The organism is Bdellovibrio bacteriovorus, from assembly GCF_001592735.1.
Classification (GTDB): domain Bacteria; phylum Bdellovibrionota; class Bdellovibrionia; order Bdellovibrionales; family Bdellovibrionaceae; genus Bdellovibrio; species Bdellovibrio bacteriovorus_D.
Window position 1 is genome coordinate 1,970,008 of the sequence record NZ_LUKE01000001.1, and the last position, 16,699, is coordinate 1,986,706.

The following is a 16,699-nucleotide window of genomic DNA, read 5'->3' on the forward strand; positions in this document are numbered from 1 at the left end:
AGAAAAAAACAAAAAGGGCCTTAGGGCCCTTTTTTATTTTAAAACCAGAACTTCTTGATGACTCTGATTTTTCTTTGCTTCTGTTAGGAGAGCAAGGTTGCTATTATGGTGGCCCCGTCTCCGGGTGATCCTCCAATTCACGAATCTCAGTGCAAAGAATGTATTCGTGAAGCAATTTAGATGAATAAGCCATTGGAGGCTCCTTTCTCATCAAGGTAGATACTTTATCGGCTGGACCTTGGTAGAGTTGAGCCCTTTTTTTTAAATTTTAGAAATTATTTTTTTTGAGACGCCAAGTCGGAGCATAAGGTCCTGAATCATCATATAAGTCAGCCCCCACAGAGGAACTTCGCGCCCTAATGAGATGCCTGGAAGTTCGACAGCCACTAATTCCCGCTGCAATTTATAAGTTATCTGACTGGTGGGATCTAAAAGTGTCGTGAGCGAAATCCAAAAAAAGTCAGCGACCTCGGTGGGCTGCAAATTTATCACCGGCTCGCGATTGATATGAAAGACAATCGGGCGAATATAAAACGGCAAAAGCACGCCGGCTTTTCGACCTTGAATATCGTCGATTCGTCCCACCAACTCTTGCAGGGACAAATGAAATCCGACTTCTTCTAAAGTCTCCCGCTGAGCCGTCGCGATATCATTTATATCCCCGGGCTCACGACGGCCTCCGGGAAAGGCGATCTGTCCTGACCATTTGTCGTTAGGTTGAATGGCTCTTTGGATAAAGGCGATTTCTAAGTTTTTAAAAGAATCACCGCGCAAAATGATCGCGACACAAGCATGATCCGAAAGCTCTTTGGAAAGATCTTGGGTCGATTGCGAGCGGAGAATTTCGGCGAGGCTTTTTCCAAACGACATATGGATCAAAGTAACGAATTCTTAGAATGCTGTCAGCTTCGGACTTAAAAGGGCCAGGAAAATTAACCGAATGTGTCTGTGGGTGTATCCTATAAATAGATTAACAAGGAGGCCACGGATGCGCTTCTTCATAGTTCTTCTCAGCATGTATAGCACGGTTACTTTCGCCGCAGTCGATAACTTTAATAGCTTGATTGCGGAAACGACTCATCAAGAAAAACGCCTGCACAGAAAGCTGTTGCAGACGATTCAAAATACGCAGTATTCCATCGCGTACAATGATCAGATTGAGAAATTGCAGGCTCACGAGCGTGCCCAAAAACTCGAAGTGCCAGTGACGCTCATCAAATATACCGAGTAAGTATTATTCGGATGTTACGATCTCGATGTGAGACTGTGTATAGCCTAACAGCAGGTTGTCTAAAGTGACGACGATGAGAAGCCATAAAACGGCTCTCACTTGGCCCTCAACTTGCTTATTAGCTCTCTATGACACGAACATCTTATAAAATCACATGTGTGTTAGTAGCCCTAAGCTTCGTGATTTCGTCAGAAGCCTTGGCTGCTAAAAAAAGAAAAGCGAAGGCCGGGGGATGTGGTGCGGGCATCGCCACTTCGTCTGTTTATTTTGTTCCGCACATTAAAGATTATTGCCCGACGCCGAAACCTTGTAAGGCTTTTAAAGATGAAGTTCGCATGCAAGGCTCAGGAACCATGTCCGACAATCATGTTTACACGTACACCGGTAAAACACGTGATATTGGTGATTGCGACACCGCGATTGGTGCGGCTGGGGAGTGCCTTATTCCATTTGTTTCTATTGCCGCCGATCCTAAATTCTATAGCATGGGTGATGTGATCAGCATGCCCGCGATGAAGGGGAAAGAAATCCAACTTCCTAACGGCAAAAAAATGCTGCATCCAGGGTACTTTATTGTTCACGATACAGGTGGCGCGATCAAAGGCCCGAACCGCTTTGATTTTTTCACCGGCTCTTTTGATGATCACAACTCTAATAATGCCTTTGGCTATGATGGCTTTTCGGACCTGGCGATGACCGATATTAAGAGCTGCAACAAGAAAAAGCAGTTTAACGTGGTTCGCCGGGGGAATGATAAGTATGATTCCATCATCACCGCTATCGATCACGCGAAGCTTGGGATGGCTGTGCCAAAAATGATGGCCTCTTCTGAAAATAACGCGGGCCGCAGTTCTGGTGGCGGATACGTCAAGGGAGTCAACTAGATGTCTCGTGCGTTGGTTTTCCTGTTTTTAGCAGTGCAGCTTTTTTGTATTACTAGCTGGGCGGCGCCGCAAGGTGATGACCCGGCTCCTGAAATCAACTTACAAGAGCCGCCATTTTGGATGCCGTCTTACGACGAGTTCAAAAACCTACGACCGGTTCAAAAAGAATATTATCTAAAAAAAGTCCTTCCCGCTCTGCAAAAGATCCCGGGACTGGAGAAAGTCTCGCAAAACTCCCTGGAGGAAGCCTCAATTTGGTACAAGTCCTGGGATGGCGTTCGCCTTAAACTTTACACCGCCTGCTTAAAAGATAGTCTGGCCAAAGCCTGTGACGAAGTGGCGGATGTAAGAATTAAGACCCTCGAGAATTATTCTGTGAAGAAGAATGGTTCTACCAGACCTTAGTCTCTCCATATTTTCGTAGATATTCCGTTATATTCTGTGTACATGAACCGCATGGCATTTAGTACTTTCATCTTTGTATTGCTTCTTGCAATTCCGGGCGCTTACGCCCAGGAGCTGTACACCTTTTCTGAAAGCATCGACATTTTGACCCGTCATAATGCGGAACTCCGCTCGGCGGAAGCGGGAGTGGAGATCGCTCGTAACCAGCTCAATATCGCCTATGGGAATTTTCTTCCCGAGATTTCTGTTGGTACCAACTATCTACAAAAACAGGTCAACGACACCAATTCAACCGGATACGGTGCAGAGATTGTCGTTACAGAAAATATTTTTAATGGTTTTCGTGATCTCTCCACACTGGATGATGCTAAAGCCAAACTTGAAATCGCCGAGGCGACTCTTCGCAATGTAAAAGCCAAATTGAGCTATGATCTAAAATCTTCTTTTGCCGGCCTCATTTACGCCCATGAAAACATTAAGCTTGCCGAAAGCATCCACAAACGTCGTTCGGACAATAACAGCCTGGTGCAATTGCGTTTTGAAAGTGGTCGGGAAAACAAAGGTTCCGTGATGTTGTCGGCGGCTTATCTGCAAGAAGCGGCGATTGATGTAAAAAGAGCACAATTGACCTTAGATACGGCCAAAACCAATTACCTGCGAGTATTGGGCCTGGCGGCGGGGAAAGACGTGGATATCAGCGGGACGATGCCTGAAGTGGTTGAACCTGGCGTGACCCCCCAGTTTTTAGAGTTGGTACAAACAGTTCCTGACCGAGTGATTGCGGTCTCCCAGGTAAAAACCGCCGAGGCGGTCTTGAAATCGACTTATGCGGGTTATTATCCCACCCTCGGGGTGAAAGGAAAAATAGGCCGTAATGGGGACACGTGGTTCCCCGATGACAATGACTATTGGGAGCTTGAAGCTTCTTTGGGCTGGTCCCTTTTTAACGGCGGCAAAACTTTCTTTGCTTCCAAGTCGTCTTTCGCGGATAAAATGGTGGCAGAAAACAATTTGCGTAACATGGATTTAAGCTTAGCCACGGCGTTAAAGACGGCTTACGCGGAGTTTGTTATCGCCATTGAAAATTACAAAGTCAGTCAAGCCTTCGTCGAAGCACAAAATGTGCGTGCCGAAATTGGCCGTAGTAAATATAACAACGGTCTAAGCACTTTTGACGATTGGGATATTATCGAAAACGATCTTATCAGTCGCCAAAAGAACTTGATTGAAAAGCGCCGAGACAGAGTGAATGCCGAGGCGTCTTGGGAAAGATCCCAAGGCAGAGGAGTCATACCGTGAGCAAGGGTACCACAACTAGAAATGCCATCATCGCCATTGCGGTCTTAGTGATCTTGCTGATCGCGGGATTTGTGTGGTTGAGCTCGCGTGAATCTGCCGTCACGTTTAAAGAAGTTTCTGTTACTCGGGGCAATATCGCGCACACAATTTTATCTTCAGGCTTTGTGCAACCACGCAACCGTTTGCAAATCAAAGCACCCGTCGCGGGACGCATCGAGCAGATCTTAGTGAAAGAAGGCCAAGTCGTTAAAAAAGGCGACGTCATGGCGTGGATGAGTTCAACGGAGCGGGCGGCATTACTAGATGCGGCTGCGGGACAAGGTCCAGAAGTTTATAAAAAATGGGCTGAGCTTTATTTAGCGACCCCCGTTTTGGCGCCCATTGAAGGAACCGTCATTCAAAAAAATGTTGAGCCCGGTCAAACCTTTGCCAGCTCCGATGCGATTTTTCAGCTTTCAGATCAATTGACAGTGAAAGCGCAAGTGGATGAAACAGATATTTCAAGAATCAAACTGAAAGAACCTGCGGTGATCACTCTGGATGCGTATCCGGATGAAAAATTACCGGCGTTTGTAGATAAAATTGCTTTTGACTCAACAACCGTCAATTCTGTCACGACTTTCGTGGTCGACGTGATTCCGCAAAAAACACCGACCTTCATGCGCAGTGGTATGACGGCGAATGTCACTTTTTCCGTCGATCTTCGTTCCGATGTTTTATTAATGCCAAGTGAAGCATTAAAAGTGGTCGATGGAAAAACCGTCGTTCTTTTAAAATCACCAGAGACGAACAAACCCGAAACTCATCGCATCGAAGTCGGTATCACCGACGGTAAGATGACGGAAGTTTTAAGTGGCCTGAAAGAAGGCGACGTCCTTATGATCAGCGAATTTAAACTGGGTGATAGAAAATCAAATAACTCTCCATTCGGGATGCCAGGAAGCCCAGCCCGTAAAAGTAATAAACGTCCATGAAACCTTTGATAGAGATCAAAGATGTTAGAAAATCCTACCAAATGGGACCTCACTCGGTGGAAGTCCTTAAAGGTATCAGCTTGCAAATCGAGCAAGGGGATTTTGTCGCCATCATGGGACCTTCCGGCTCTGGAAAGTCCACCCTGATGCACATCTTAGGTCTTTTGGATGTTCCTACTTCAGGCAGTTACGAACTTAAAGGGCGTGAAGTTTCTTTGCTTGAGGAAGACGAATTGGCCGTTGTCCGTCGCGATGAAGTCGGCTTTATTTTTCAGCAATTCAATTTATTACCTCGATTAAAAGCATGGCAGAACGTTTCTTTGCCTTTACTTTACAGTTCTGACGGCTTTGATTTTGATCGTGCCAATGAGCTTTTAGGCAAAGTCGGTTTAAGTCAGCGTGTGGATCACCGTCCGAACGAACTTTCGGGCGGTCAGCAACAGCGTATCGCGATTGCCAGATCCCTGATCAATCGCCCGGGAATTATTTTTGCCGATGAACCGACGGGAAATCTTGATTCGCAAAGCGAACAAGAAGTTTTAGAAATTCTGCAAGAACTTAATGCCCAAGGAATCACGATCATTGTCGTCACCCATGAAGAAGAAATCGGACAGCTGGCAAAGCGTTTGATCCGTTTAAAAGACGGCGAAATCTTAAGTGATGAACGTCGCGCACCACTTCCCTTGGTGAAAAACTTTGAAACGGCGCCAGCGCCTTCATCAGGTGGCAGTTCTGAATTTGCGATAAAGGAAGTGATGGAGCACTTCCATCAAGGTTTTCAAACCTTGGCCGGAAACAAAGTGCGTTCGATTTTATCGATGCTGGGTATTTTAATCGGGGTCGCGGCCGTTGTTGTGATGCTAGCCCTAGGAACTGGCGCGCAAAAAGCAATCGAAGATCAGTTATCTAGTTTAGGATCTAATTTATTGATTTTAAGTGCCGGGAATATTCGTGTTTCGGGAGTGATGCGGGAATCTGGCGTGCGGATTCGTTTACGCACCGATGATGTCAATGCGATCAAAGAAGAAGTTGATGGCATTCGCGATGTATCGCCCTCAGTTTCCGGCAGGGCGCAAGCGACTTTTGGGAATAAAAACTGGAATACGCAGATCATGGGTGTTACTTCGGCGTTCACACGTGTTCGCGCCAGTGACCCCGTGTATGGACGATTCTTTTCCGACAGCGAAAATCAATCCCGAGCTTTGGTGGCTGTCATCGGAACAACGGTAGCACGGGAAATCTTTGGAAAAAAATCTCCGATTGGGGAGCTGATTAAGTTAAACAAAGTGAACTTTCGCGTGATTGGGGTTTTACCTGAAAAAGGAGCCGCCGGTCCGCAAGACCAAGATGATCGTATTGTTGTTCCCGTTAATACAGCGATGTATCGTTTGTTTGGTCGTGATTACGTCGATTCGTTAGATATCGAAGTTTTCAATGTGACCGAAATGGATCAAGTGCAAAAATCAGTCTTAGATCTGATGAACCGCCGTCATCGCGTGCCGATTTCTTCACGCGAAGATGCTTTCAGAATCTTTAATATGTCCGACATTCAACAAGCGCTGAATTCAAGCTCCCGAACCATGTCTTTGCTTTTAGCCTCGATCGCGGCCATCTCGTTGATTGTGGGCGGTATCGGAATCATGAACATCATGCTGGTATCGGTGACTGAAAGAACCAAAGAGATCGGCTTAAGAAAAGCCATCGGGGCGAAACGCCGTGATATATCGATGCAGTTCTTAACGGAATCTATCGTGGTCAGTATCAGTGGCGGGGTCCTGGGAATTCTGTTGGGCTTTGCGGTTTCGTTCCTCCTTTCAAGTCTGATTGGTTGGAACACGTCGGTGTCTTTTGCGTCGGTCGCCGTGTCTTTTTCATTCTCGGCCCTGATTGGTGTGGCCTTCGGAAGTTACCCGGCGCAAAAGGCCGCGAAGCTTCATCCGATAGATGCGCTTCGCTACGAATAGATTTAATAAAGCTGTTTATACCAAGTGCGGGTTGGCGAAACTAAGTCGATTTTTACCACTTCAAAATAAATGCGTCCGATTTCCCGACCATCGGTTGTTTCAATGCTGATGCGCCAATCACCTGCAGGATAATTCTGCTTCATGGCAAATCCGCGATAGCCTTCTTTACGACCGCCGGTAATACGCATCGGTATGCGATCGGTACTTAGCCAGCCCTGTTTGGGATCTTTAAAATACCAATGTAAAATCACCGAATCGCTAAATCTTGCGGGCGAAAAAATCTGGGCAAAAACGAAAAGCTTGTCACCTGGCTCTGCAATAAATTCTTTATCGCCTTGATTACGCCAAAAACTCCAGGCCGAGTTTTGGTGAAAGACGGCGTATTTTCCGTCTTGCCGTTCGACCCGGTGATAGATTCCGATATGTTGTACGGAAAGTGGAACTGGAGGAATAAGACCCAGCATGTAAAAGACAAAAAAGAAAGCCAGCACGGCCATGCCGGGGGCTAAAAGGCTTCCCATCAGCAAACGTACATTCTGAACTTTTTTAAGCAGCAGGTGATAAATCCCGTAAAGAGCTCCGCCCGTTAAAATCAAGGACAAGAAAAATGGAATATAGCCTACAAACCCCAATAGGACCGGCACCGTGATCGAAAAAAACGAAAACAGACAAATCACGAACAGGGCGATCTTAATATTAACCCCTTTTTCGCGAATGCTTTTTAGTTCATTAGCGACCATCACTAAAATCAGGACCGCGACAAAAACAATGGACGTGAAAATCGACGCACTTTTTAAAAAGAACAAAGAATACAGGCTTAAAAGACTGCCTAAAAAGAAATGTAAAATCGGCTGTCGGTATTCCCAGATTCTTTGCAAACGTGGCGGAATTTTAAAAAATCCATTCACATCTAAGAAATCAAAATAAAGAATCGATCCCAGGATCAAAAGATAAACTAATTGCTGGCCGATCCCTAAAACATCATCGACATCCGTCAGGGTGAGGACATCAAAAAAGAATCCACCTAAGAAAAACAAAATATCAATTCTGGTTTCATGGGCTTCGTAATAATTTAAGATGCGATCTTTTAATTTTTCCACGAAATCAGTGTAAAAAAAGGCTCGCGGAACGGCAATAAGACTTCTTTAGTTGACGCTCTAGGAGACAGGGCGGTACAGACAATCCCATCATGACTGAAGAACGTTTAATTGATATTGAAACCAAAATCGCCCATCAAGAACACCTTTTAGAAGAGCTCAGCCAAGTTCTTTATGAACAGCAAAAAACCATCGATCATCTTGAAAAGCGTCTGATTCAACTAAGTAAAAAAATTGAAGATGGACCCGACGGCGGCGATATTGGACCGGCCAATCAAAAGCCTCCGCATTATTAGATTCAATTTTGCGATTTAACACCCGACCTGACTGTATCTTATCCTGACCTCTTGGGTTCTCGATTCTCTGATGATGTACTTCTTGGATGTAACAAGGAGAGTTTATGAGAAATTGGCTTTTAACCATCCTAAGTGTGACCTTTTCGTTTTCAGTAACAGTGGAGGCGGCTCCCACTCCCAAAGCCCCCGGCGATAAAACTGTCGTATTAGTGCATGGCGCTTTTGCCGATGGCACCGGGACTTGGGATAAAGTAATCCCGATGCTTCAAGCTGCCGGTCTTAAAGTCATTGCCGTACAAAATCCTTTAACAACTTTGGCTGGGGATGTGGCAGCAACTCAACGTGCTCTCGCGCGCGCGGAAGGCCCGGTGATTTTGGTGGGTCACTCTTGGGGAGGGGCGGTTATCACGGAAGCTGGAAATGACCCCAAAGTGGCAGCCTTGGTTTACGTCGCGGCGTTTGCGCCTAACGATGGACAATCTATTTTGGATATCACAAAACCTTATCCGGCGGCTCCCGGTTTTGGTGAATTGGTATTTGATGACGAAGGATTTGCCACTTTAACGACCACAGGGATGACAAATTTCTTTGCTCAAGATCTACCTATCCCCCAAAGCTCACTTATGTATGCGACGCAAGCTCCGACAGCGGGGGCTTTGTTTTCAGAAAAGATCACCACCGCGGCTTGGAAGAACAAACCAACGTGGTACGTCGTTGCGGAAAATGACTATATGATTCAGCCCGATTTACAAAGAGCCCTGGCGACGCAAATGAAGGCCCATACAAGCAGCTACCCCTCGGGGCACGTGATTTCTCAATCCAAGCCTCAAGAGACGGCAGATGCCATTATTTCGGCGGCGAATTCTGTTGTAATGCCTCCACCACCGGAGCTGCATTTGTTGCAATAATGGAACACTGATTCCTAATTATCCTATCTAATCAACGATCTAAAAGTGCCGTAAAGTATTCACATGATCTAAACAACGGTCTTAGACCAGGAGTAAATTATGAGCACTTTTAAAATCGACCCCGCCCACTCAAGCGCAAACTTTTCAATTAAACATATGATGATCGCTAAGGTCCATGGCAGTTTTGATAAGCTCAGTGGAACTTTGTCTTACGATCCTCAAAACGTGGCAAAATCCTCGATCGAAGTTTCTATTGAAGCGGCCAGTGTGAATACTCGTGAGGCTCAAAGGGATGCACATTTAAAAAGTGCTGACTTTTTTGACGTAGAAAAGTATCCCGCTCTGACATTTAAATCTACCAAAGTGGAAGAAGACGGGGACTCCCTGAAAGTGACAGGCGATTTGACGATCCACGGGGTGACGAATTCAGTGGTTTTAGATGTGGAGCGCCCTTCGGCAGAAATGAAGGACCCTTGGGGCAATGTTAAAATCGGATCTTCAGGCTCAACCAAAATAAAAAGAAAAGATTATGGTCTTAATTGGAATGCGGCTTTAGAGGCCGGTGGCATTTTGGTCGGTGATGACGTACAAATCACTTTAGACATTCAGTTTGTGAAAGCTTAATGAAGCTATTCTTGAATCGCGACCTCTAACGGGGTCGCGTGTTCGGCATAAAATTTTCTCGGATCATCCAAAGCGGCGTCAGAACCGCTGACGTTTTTTAAATTATAAGCTTTCTGCATGCCTTCACCGCCGTAGGTTCCGACGGAAATCATAAGAAGCTCTGGATTTTCTAATGGCGAGGCTAAAATCGAAGCGGGCTTCGTCGCCGCGAAGGTCTTAGCAATTGCCAAAGTCTTTTGTTCTAAGACCACAATCAGGTCCTTGGTGGGCACGGTAAGCCAGATCTTTTCATTCATCACGTCTTGATAAGCATTTAGAATCTCTCCTGCATATTGAGGATTCTTGCTTGGCCAATCGGCAATTTTAATGGCTTCATCTTTGCGATTAAACATTGCAAACGAAGAAGGGCCGTAAAGATAAATCAGCTTTTCACTTTGGGAAAAATGTTTAACCGTCAGGCCCTCAGAAAAAGAAATGCTTTTAACGATCTTGCCGTCTTCTTCGGAAAGCCACAGCAATTGCCCTTTTTCCTGCTCACTGCCCGCATTTATCAAAATCAGATTTTTGGAATTCGTCAGATCATATTGCAAGTCGTGGGGATTAAGGCCTTCGGTTTTAACTTGCTTCGCTAAGGCATTTGTTTCGGTATCGTAAATAAGAAGAAAGCCTTCGGCCGTTTTTTTATCTTGAGCGGCAATAAATAGACGATCGCCTTGCGTTGAAAAAATCCCGTGGCCGCTAAATACCAAGCCCTCGGGGGCCTTGATAGCTTCGACCGTGTTTTTTATGCGGGCGTCGATGATAGCCATGGAATCCCCCAAGTTTTCAACAGCGGCTAGTTGCCAAGGCAATGCATTATTGTGCGAAAACGTATGAACGGAAAATGGGACTGGCCAGCGGCGAATGATATGGCCGTTATCGGCCACCAAGGTGGCTTTTCCTTTGGTCTTTGGCGTTTTGTATTCACCCACCAGATAGGCAGGATTTAATTTTTTAGATTTACTGTAAGGGCCGTAATAGACAAAACCTACTACTGCCAAAAAAATAATGCCGCCTAAAAACTGTTTTGATGAAAATCCCAACATGTCTGAAAGCATAGCATGCTTTCAGAGAGCTCCAACAGGATTCACCCTATTGAAGCGTCTCATTGGACTAAGGATTAGACTCAGGGTTTGACTAAGGAACTTTGGCCGTCGCAGAGACGCTGTTAAGCTCACAACTTTGTGTGAATGCCGCGTTGGTGTTAAGGAAAGCTTTAAACTTAAAGCTTCCCGAACCCAAAGCCTGCAATCTTGAAAGAGTATAATCACTCAAAGGATTTGAGTTCCCCGTTCCTTCGGTGGTCGTCTCCCACGCTCCACCTACGGTATCATAATACTTCCAGGTGCTTCCTCCATTGGTGGAAACTTGATAGGTCGTACAAGAATTAGGATCAACACGAGTGAGTGATTGCAGTTCGGTGTACGTGAAGGCGTTGTTATTAACCACACTGGGGGCACCTCCATAGTACCTTCCGGAAGGCCCTATAGACATGGCGGTGATTTCGGGCAAGCAAGGACCACTGTTACATGCCGTGCTGTTGTCATCAGAATCCATGAAGGCGCGATACTGAAAGTAGCGATTGTTCGCCGGCCGTGCTGCGGTCGGGTAAAAGCTGGTGGACCAGTCGTAAACCATGTTGGTTGTTTTGACCGAACCATTTGGATTTTGCGATGAATCTAATGACGAGTTATTTTGCAGCTCTGAAAAGAAACTGCCAGAAGTACCGTCTGCGCCAAACCATTCGGCGGCAAAGCTGTCAGAAAGATCTAAGTTATTAGCCACGCCGTCGCCGTCACAGTCGTTGCTCGATCCGCCGGTGTTGATGGATTTACAATTACAAGCGATGTCGATACATGTTCTGACTTGATAGCGAATGCGGTTGGCTCCACGACGATACACTTGCTGAATTTCGTCGGCGGTGAGGCCTCGTTTCCACAACGCAAGTTCATCCATGGCCCCCGAATAGAAATTGCCGGTGCCCGCCGGAATACTTCCCACCCGAATCGGTACCGATGCGCTAAGGCTTGTCGAGTTTGCGACGTTGGCATCGGAGGCGCTCTTGGCTTCGACCCCATTAAGGTACAATATTGCTTTGTTGCCACTAATGGTTAAAGCCACGTGAACAAGCTCATCTGCTTTGACGGTGACATCTGGGATTAGTTCTTTTTGGGTCCCTGAAGCCCCAGAACTGTCCATGTAAAATGCTGAGATTTTTTGTTGAGATCGTCCGATAGCAAGCCCAAATACAGTTCCCGTACCATTTTTTGTTCCGCTGATAATCCGGCGATCGTCGACGGACGAGGCGCCCACTTCGGCAGGTGTTAACCACGCAGAGATAGTTAGGCCCGTCGTGGTCGCGGAAGGGAAAACGGTGCTGCCAATGCCTAAACGAACATGGGTGCTGCCATTGAAAGTAACACCGCGGACGAAATTACTGCGAGCGTTGAGGGGTAAATTACCACTGCCGTTGTTCCCACTTCCAGTACTGTCATAATAATCGGCGGCCCCGGCGTATTGATCTAAAGATGTTTCGTTAAAATGATATAAGGCTACGAGATCTGTCATGAGTGCGGGCGCAATTGTTTCATTCGTCGCCGAAAGTTCCTTTAAAAATGGCAACGGTGTGCTTGGTGTCATGGTAGTCCAAGGAGCACTTGTTCCCATGTCGACCACCGGTGATGTGTAAAGACCGTTGTAACGCGAACGTTGACGGGCATAAATCACATTCACCTCATTCGAGCTTAGAGGAGTGCTAAATATCGCAAGTTCATCGACCGATTGAGCCATGGTTGTCGCATTGATGCGACCCACATCAATCGCACTTAAGCTGGATGAAGCGGTCGCGGTCCCTGCAAGAACACCATTGATGTACAAGGCTTGGCTTGTGCCATTTTGAACGGCAACAAGGTGAGTCCATAAGCCCGCAGAAGCTTTCACCGTGGTGGTGACGCTGCCAAAGGCCCAATATAAATTTCCAGAGCTATCAATGAAAATGGCCGGGTTTGCGGCACCGGATTGTCCCACGGGACCGCCACCGGCAACCAATGTTGTGGGATTCACCCACACGGAAATGGCATAGCTTGAATAACTCGCGGCTAAAGTTCCGTGGGCGTAATGTCCAGACGGAAAGCCTGCCGCGCCCGAGCCGCTTTTGATCGCGGCCGGATTCGTAATCGCATTTGCTGTATGGGTTAGGGTGACGTTCGAACTCGAAGAATCATTCCAGTTGCCATCAAATTTCCAATAGCCCACCAGATAAGAATATTTTGGTGTCCAAGAAGCGGCGTGAATCATGTTGGTTGCGGTGCTGGGATTCAATGTCAAGCTTGTCCCATTGTGCGTGACCCCTGAAAGAGTGCCCGCATTAAATTCTGTCGCATTGTTGTGAACAGAATCCACCTGACTTAAAGTCACCGAACCCGTCGCGAAATTTAAGAATGATCCCAAAGTGTAATCGCCTACATTTTGAAAATCCCAAATTCGTGTATCGGGGTCATCGTTGGTGATGGTGGCGGTTGCCGTTAAAGTTGAACCTGCCGGCGTAGACCCGGTGAGATTGCTTAACGTCATCGTGAAGGTTTCATTGCTTTCAAATGTGGTATCACGAGTAATAGGGACGGTGAGCGTGGTTTGTGTCTGACCGGCAGCGATGCTGGCAGAGCCCGAAGTCGCCGTGTAATCAGAACCGGCAGTTGCCGTGCCGTTACTAGTTGCATAATCAAAAGTGACGTTGACCCCAGAAATAGCACTTAAAGTGACCGTAAAGATCGCGTTGGTTGTTCCCGCACCAGATCCTTCGACCAGCGAGATGTCAGAGATCGTGACCGTCGGGGCTGCATCATCATTTTGAATTGTGCCGGTGGCTGAAAGTGTTGAGCCTGCGACGGTATAACCTGTTCCTGCACTTAACGTGACCGTAAAACTTTTATTATTTTCATAGCGAGTGTTACCAATGATCTGAACGGTGATCGTGGTGGTCGTAGATCCCGCGATGATGGTTTTTGATCCACTGGTGGTGGTGTAATCAAAACCACTCGCGGCGGTTCCGTCACTGGTTGCATAGTTAAAACTGATAGGGAGTGCAGAGGCCGCACTTGCCGTGACCGTGAACGTCATATTTGTCGTGCCAGAGTTTCCTTCGCTGGCGCTGGCATTGGCAATGGAAATAGTCGGTGCAGCATCATCGTTTAAGATCGTGCCGGTGGCGATAAGGGTCGAGCCGGAGACAAGATAGCCGGAGCCTCCAGAAAGTCTTAAGGTGAACGTTTTATTATCTTCATAAATGGAGTTTGGTAAAACCGGAACGCTGACGGTGGTTGAAGTAGATCCTGCAGTGATGGTGGCGGTTCCGGAAGTCGTTGTATAATCCGTGCCGGCAATCGCGGTGCCATCTTGAGTGGTGTAGTTGACCGTCACGTTTTGCGCAGAAACACTGGCCATCGTGATCGTGAAAACAGCATTCGTAGATCCCCCACCTGTACCTTCGTTCATACTGATGTCGGCCACCGATAAAGTGGATTGGGATTCGTCGTCTTCGATGGTGCCAATGGCGGTCAATCGCGAGCCGGCGACGGTATAACCGGAGCCCCCAGAAAGGACGACTGAAAAATTCTTATTTGCTTCGTAAATAGAATCACGAATAACGGGCACAGTGATAGTTCCCGTTAAAGAGCCAGCGGGGATCGTGAGCGTTCCGGAGACCGCATTATAGTCATTGCCACTGATAGCAGTCCCATCAGTAGTAGTGTAATTCACGACTATGTTAGAGGCTGAAGGATTGCTGGCTGTTACGGTAAAGATGGCGTCGGTGGTTCCTGCCCCATTTCCCTCGGCGACAGAGATATCTGCAACAGAAATGAGCGGCGCACTTTCATTGTCGATGATGGTAACTTGAATGTTGATGCTGTTGGCAAAAACCAAGCTTGAGCCTGATATCGTGAGGAGATAATTGCGATGGCCGTCAGTCACGTTGTTGTCGATAGAGTCAAGAGTGATCAGGGCCGAAGATTGACCTTCACTCATTCCAACGATGCCATTCGTCGTGGTAAACTGTCCATTGGGAGCAGAAACACTCCAGTCTAAAGTCGTTGAGCGAGATACGCCGTGGTCAAGAACAATAAGAAGGCTGTGAGACGCGCCTTCTGTGATGGAAATGCTTAATGCTGCCGTGGAAAGGGTGGAGCGGTCTAAAGCGCTGTTAACGTAACCGACCACGCCGCCTCCGGTATCGCGGCAGCCCACTAAAAATATTATTGTCACCAGGACGTACCAGATTTTTGCCATTTAGAACTCCATCCCAAGTCTTAAATCAAAGTTGGTGAAGAAAAGACTTTGTCGTCCCGACACCTCCGCCGTAGAGGGTGTTTGATATTTAAAATCAAAATCATGATACTGACCGTACCAATAGACGCCGATGAATGTATTTTCGCTAAGTTGATAAGCCGTTCCCAAGGAGCCATCAAATGACACCGTGGGGCTGACTTTAAAATTCGTGCCTTCGTTGTTAGAGGCGGCAATCGGGTACTGGTAACGCATCAACCATTCAAGACGCAGACGCTTTTTAAGCTGCTTTTTATATTCAAACCCCAGAGAAAGATTTGTCATCGAAGTTTCGACCATTGAAACTTCGTTCGCGCCGTCGACGTGAAGAAATGGCATTTGGTGTTGTTGTAAACCTAAGCGCCAAGTCCATTCGCTGTGTTTTACTTTCTCCACCGGGCGATAAAGAGCTTCTGCCGACATGGTCAGCCAGTTGTACTCACCATCATTCACAGTGATGCTTTCTGAAGACTTTGCTTCGCCCGGAGTATTTTTAAATCCTAATTCAAGGCCTGCGTTATCGCTGACATAAAAACCCGCACGCAGCATCGTCGATGGGCCTTTGATGCGACCGAATTCAAGTTCAGAAAACCCTTCCACGGTTTGAGAAGAGCTTGTGTAGTTCACACCCAGTCCCGCCCACGCCCAAAAATCAATCTTAGGTAAAAGAAGTTTTGTTTCTTCTTCTTTTGAGGTTTTTAAAGTCTCGGGATTTTTTTCGGGAATGACTTGCGGGGCCATTTCAATTTGAACTGTGGAAACTTTCGCTGGGGAGGTTTCGGCCAATGTATTTTGTATTACAGGCTTTAGATTTTCATTGGCAGGTTCGTCAACCGTGGTTGGAGCTATTGCGATATTTTCTTCCGCCGATGCGGGGAGATGATCGCGAGACGTTGCGATTGATTTTCTTGAATTTGGGGATTCTTGCGAGTGGGATAAGAAAAAATATGAGCTGGCTGCGAGGCTTAGCCCCGCTAATAAAAATCCTATTCGAATTTTTAATGAACCAGCCGTTGTCTCAGACATTTCCGTAAAGTTCCTTTAACTGAAATATTCATCGGAAGAGGAACAGCTTTTCTTAATGTTTTCGGCGGCTTATTACTCACTTAAAATTGCTCAAGGTGAGATATGATTTAATTTGGAATTATTGGACAAAAATATCACGGCTATCGTCGTACTTTTGGGGCGAATTTCCCGAAAAACACGAGACTAAATTGAAATAGGGTTAAAAACTAATTAAAGGCGAATAACTTTAAATTTCTCACTTTAAAACAAGACGTAGAGCGGGGCCCTAGACTTTTTTGACGAACTCCGATTTTAAATTCATCGCACCAAAGCCATCAATCTTGCACGCGATATCATGCCCGTCAGCACCATCCACCAAGCGGATGTTCTTTACCTTCGTGCCCACTTTGACGACGGACGAAGACCCTTTTACTTTTAAATCTTTGATCACGGTGACTGTGTCGCCATCTTGCAAAACATTTCCGTTGGCATCGCGAATGCGCGTGTCGGCCTCAGTCTCTGTTGTCGCAGCTGCATTTTGCGGAGTCCATTCGTGGGAGCATTCAGGACAAACCCAAAGATTTCCATCTTGATAAATATTTTCGGATTGGCATTTTGGGCAGTTCGTTGGTTCGTTCATGACTTAGTTCA

15 protein-coding genes are annotated in these 16,699 nt (G+C 46.5%); 9 read left to right on the forward strand and 6 right to left on the reverse strand.

Going from position 1 to position 16,699, the window contains the following annotated elements; translation table 11 throughout:
* Positions 1–261 precede the first annotated feature (261 nt).
* Positions 262–870: an NUDIX hydrolase gene (locus AZI86_RS09625; RefSeq protein ID WP_061834830.1), complete on the reverse strand. Its 609-nt coding sequence runs from the start codon at positions 868–870 to the stop codon at positions 262–264.
* A 118-nt stretch (positions 871–988) separates the two neighbouring features.
* Between AZI86_RS09625 and AZI86_RS09630 the strand changes: the two genes are divergently transcribed.
* The 6 genes from AZI86_RS09630 to AZI86_RS09655 all read left to right on the forward strand — a co-directional run bounded on the left by AZI86_RS09630 (position 989) and on the right by AZI86_RS09655 (position 6,757).
* Positions 989–1,231, forward strand: coding sequence for a hypothetical protein (locus tag AZI86_RS09630; RefSeq protein ID WP_061834831.1), 243 nt, complete (start codon positions 989–991; stop codon positions 1,229–1,231).
* Between the two features lie 158 nt (positions 1,232–1,389).
* Positions 1,390–2,115, forward strand: coding sequence for a 3D domain-containing protein (locus AZI86_RS09635; RefSeq protein ID WP_061834832.1), 726 nt, complete (start codon positions 1,390–1,392; stop codon positions 2,113–2,115).
* Positions 2,116–2,520 carry a hypothetical protein gene (locus tag AZI86_RS09640; RefSeq protein WP_061834833.1) on the forward strand — a complete coding sequence of 135 codons (405 nt, stop codon included), beginning with the start codon at positions 2,116–2,118 and terminating at the stop codon, positions 2,518–2,520. It begins immediately after the preceding gene.
* A 51-nt stretch (positions 2,521–2,571) separates the two neighbouring features.
* Positions 2,572–3,819, forward strand: a complete 1,248-nt coding sequence (locus tag AZI86_RS09645) for a TolC family protein (RefSeq protein ID WP_061834834.1) — start codon at positions 2,572–2,574, stop codon at positions 3,817–3,819.
* Positions 3,816–4,793: an efflux RND transporter periplasmic adaptor subunit gene (locus AZI86_RS09650; RefSeq protein WP_061834835.1), complete on the forward strand. Its 978-nt coding sequence runs from the start codon at positions 3,816–3,818 to the stop codon at positions 4,791–4,793. Before AZI86_RS09645 ends, AZI86_RS09650 begins: the two co-directional genes overlap by 4 nt.
* Before the next feature lie 5 nt (positions 4,794–4,798).
* On the forward strand, positions 4,799–6,757 hold the full coding sequence (locus AZI86_RS09655; RefSeq protein WP_061835134.1) for an ABC transporter permease: 1,959 nt from the start codon (positions 4,799–4,801) through the stop codon (positions 6,755–6,757).
* 2 nt (positions 6,758–6,759) lie between these two features.
* Here the strand turns inward: AZI86_RS09655 and AZI86_RS09660 are convergent, their stop codons facing one another.
* On the reverse strand, positions 6,760–7,857 hold the full coding sequence (locus tag AZI86_RS09660) for a DUF2914 domain-containing protein (protein WP_061834836.1): 1,098 nt from the start codon (positions 7,855–7,857) through the stop codon (positions 6,760–6,762).
* A gap of 89 nt (positions 7,858–7,946) precedes the next feature.
* Between AZI86_RS09660 and AZI86_RS09665 the strand changes: the two genes are divergently transcribed.
* From AZI86_RS09665 to AZI86_RS09675, 3 genes are all read left to right on the forward strand, one after another.
* Entirely contained in the window at positions 7,947–8,150 is a 204-nt protein-coding gene (locus AZI86_RS09665; protein ID WP_061834837.1) for a SlyX family protein, read from the forward strand.
* A 104-nt stretch (positions 8,151–8,254) separates the two neighbouring features.
* On the forward strand, positions 8,255–9,058 hold the full coding sequence (locus AZI86_RS09670) for an alpha/beta hydrolase (RefSeq protein WP_061834838.1): 804 nt from the start codon (positions 8,255–8,257) through the stop codon (positions 9,056–9,058).
* Between the two features lie 99 nt (positions 9,059–9,157).
* Positions 9,158–9,682, forward strand: a complete 525-nt coding sequence (locus AZI86_RS09675; RefSeq protein WP_061834839.1) for a YceI family protein — start codon at positions 9,158–9,160, stop codon at positions 9,680–9,682.
* A gap of 5 nt (positions 9,683–9,687) precedes the next feature.
* On the opposite strand, the gene AZI86_RS09680 is transcribed toward AZI86_RS09675, so the two are convergent.
* From AZI86_RS09680 to AZI86_RS09695, 4 genes are all read right to left on the reverse strand, one after another.
* Positions 9,688–10,779 (reverse strand): DUF1513 domain-containing protein, encoded by a 1,092-nt coding sequence (locus AZI86_RS09680; protein WP_061834840.1) that lies wholly within the window; start codon positions 10,777–10,779, stop codon positions 9,688–9,690.
* A 79-nt stretch (positions 10,780–10,858) separates the two neighbouring features.
* Entirely contained in the window at positions 10,859–15,007 is a 4,149-nt protein-coding gene (locus AZI86_RS09685; RefSeq protein WP_061834841.1) for a beta strand repeat-containing protein, read from the reverse strand.
* A complete protein-coding gene (locus AZI86_RS09690) occupies positions 15,008–16,069 on the reverse strand; it encodes a hypothetical protein (RefSeq protein WP_061834842.1) in 1,062 nt (353 codons plus the stop codon).
* 265 nt (positions 16,070–16,334) lie between these two features.
* The gene (locus tag AZI86_RS09695; RefSeq protein WP_061834843.1) at positions 16,335–16,688 is read right to left on the reverse strand and encodes a zinc ribbon domain-containing protein YjdM; all 354 of its coding nucleotides are present in this window, start codon (positions 16,686–16,688) and stop codon (positions 16,335–16,337) included.
* Positions 16,689–16,699: the final 11 nt, after the last annotated feature.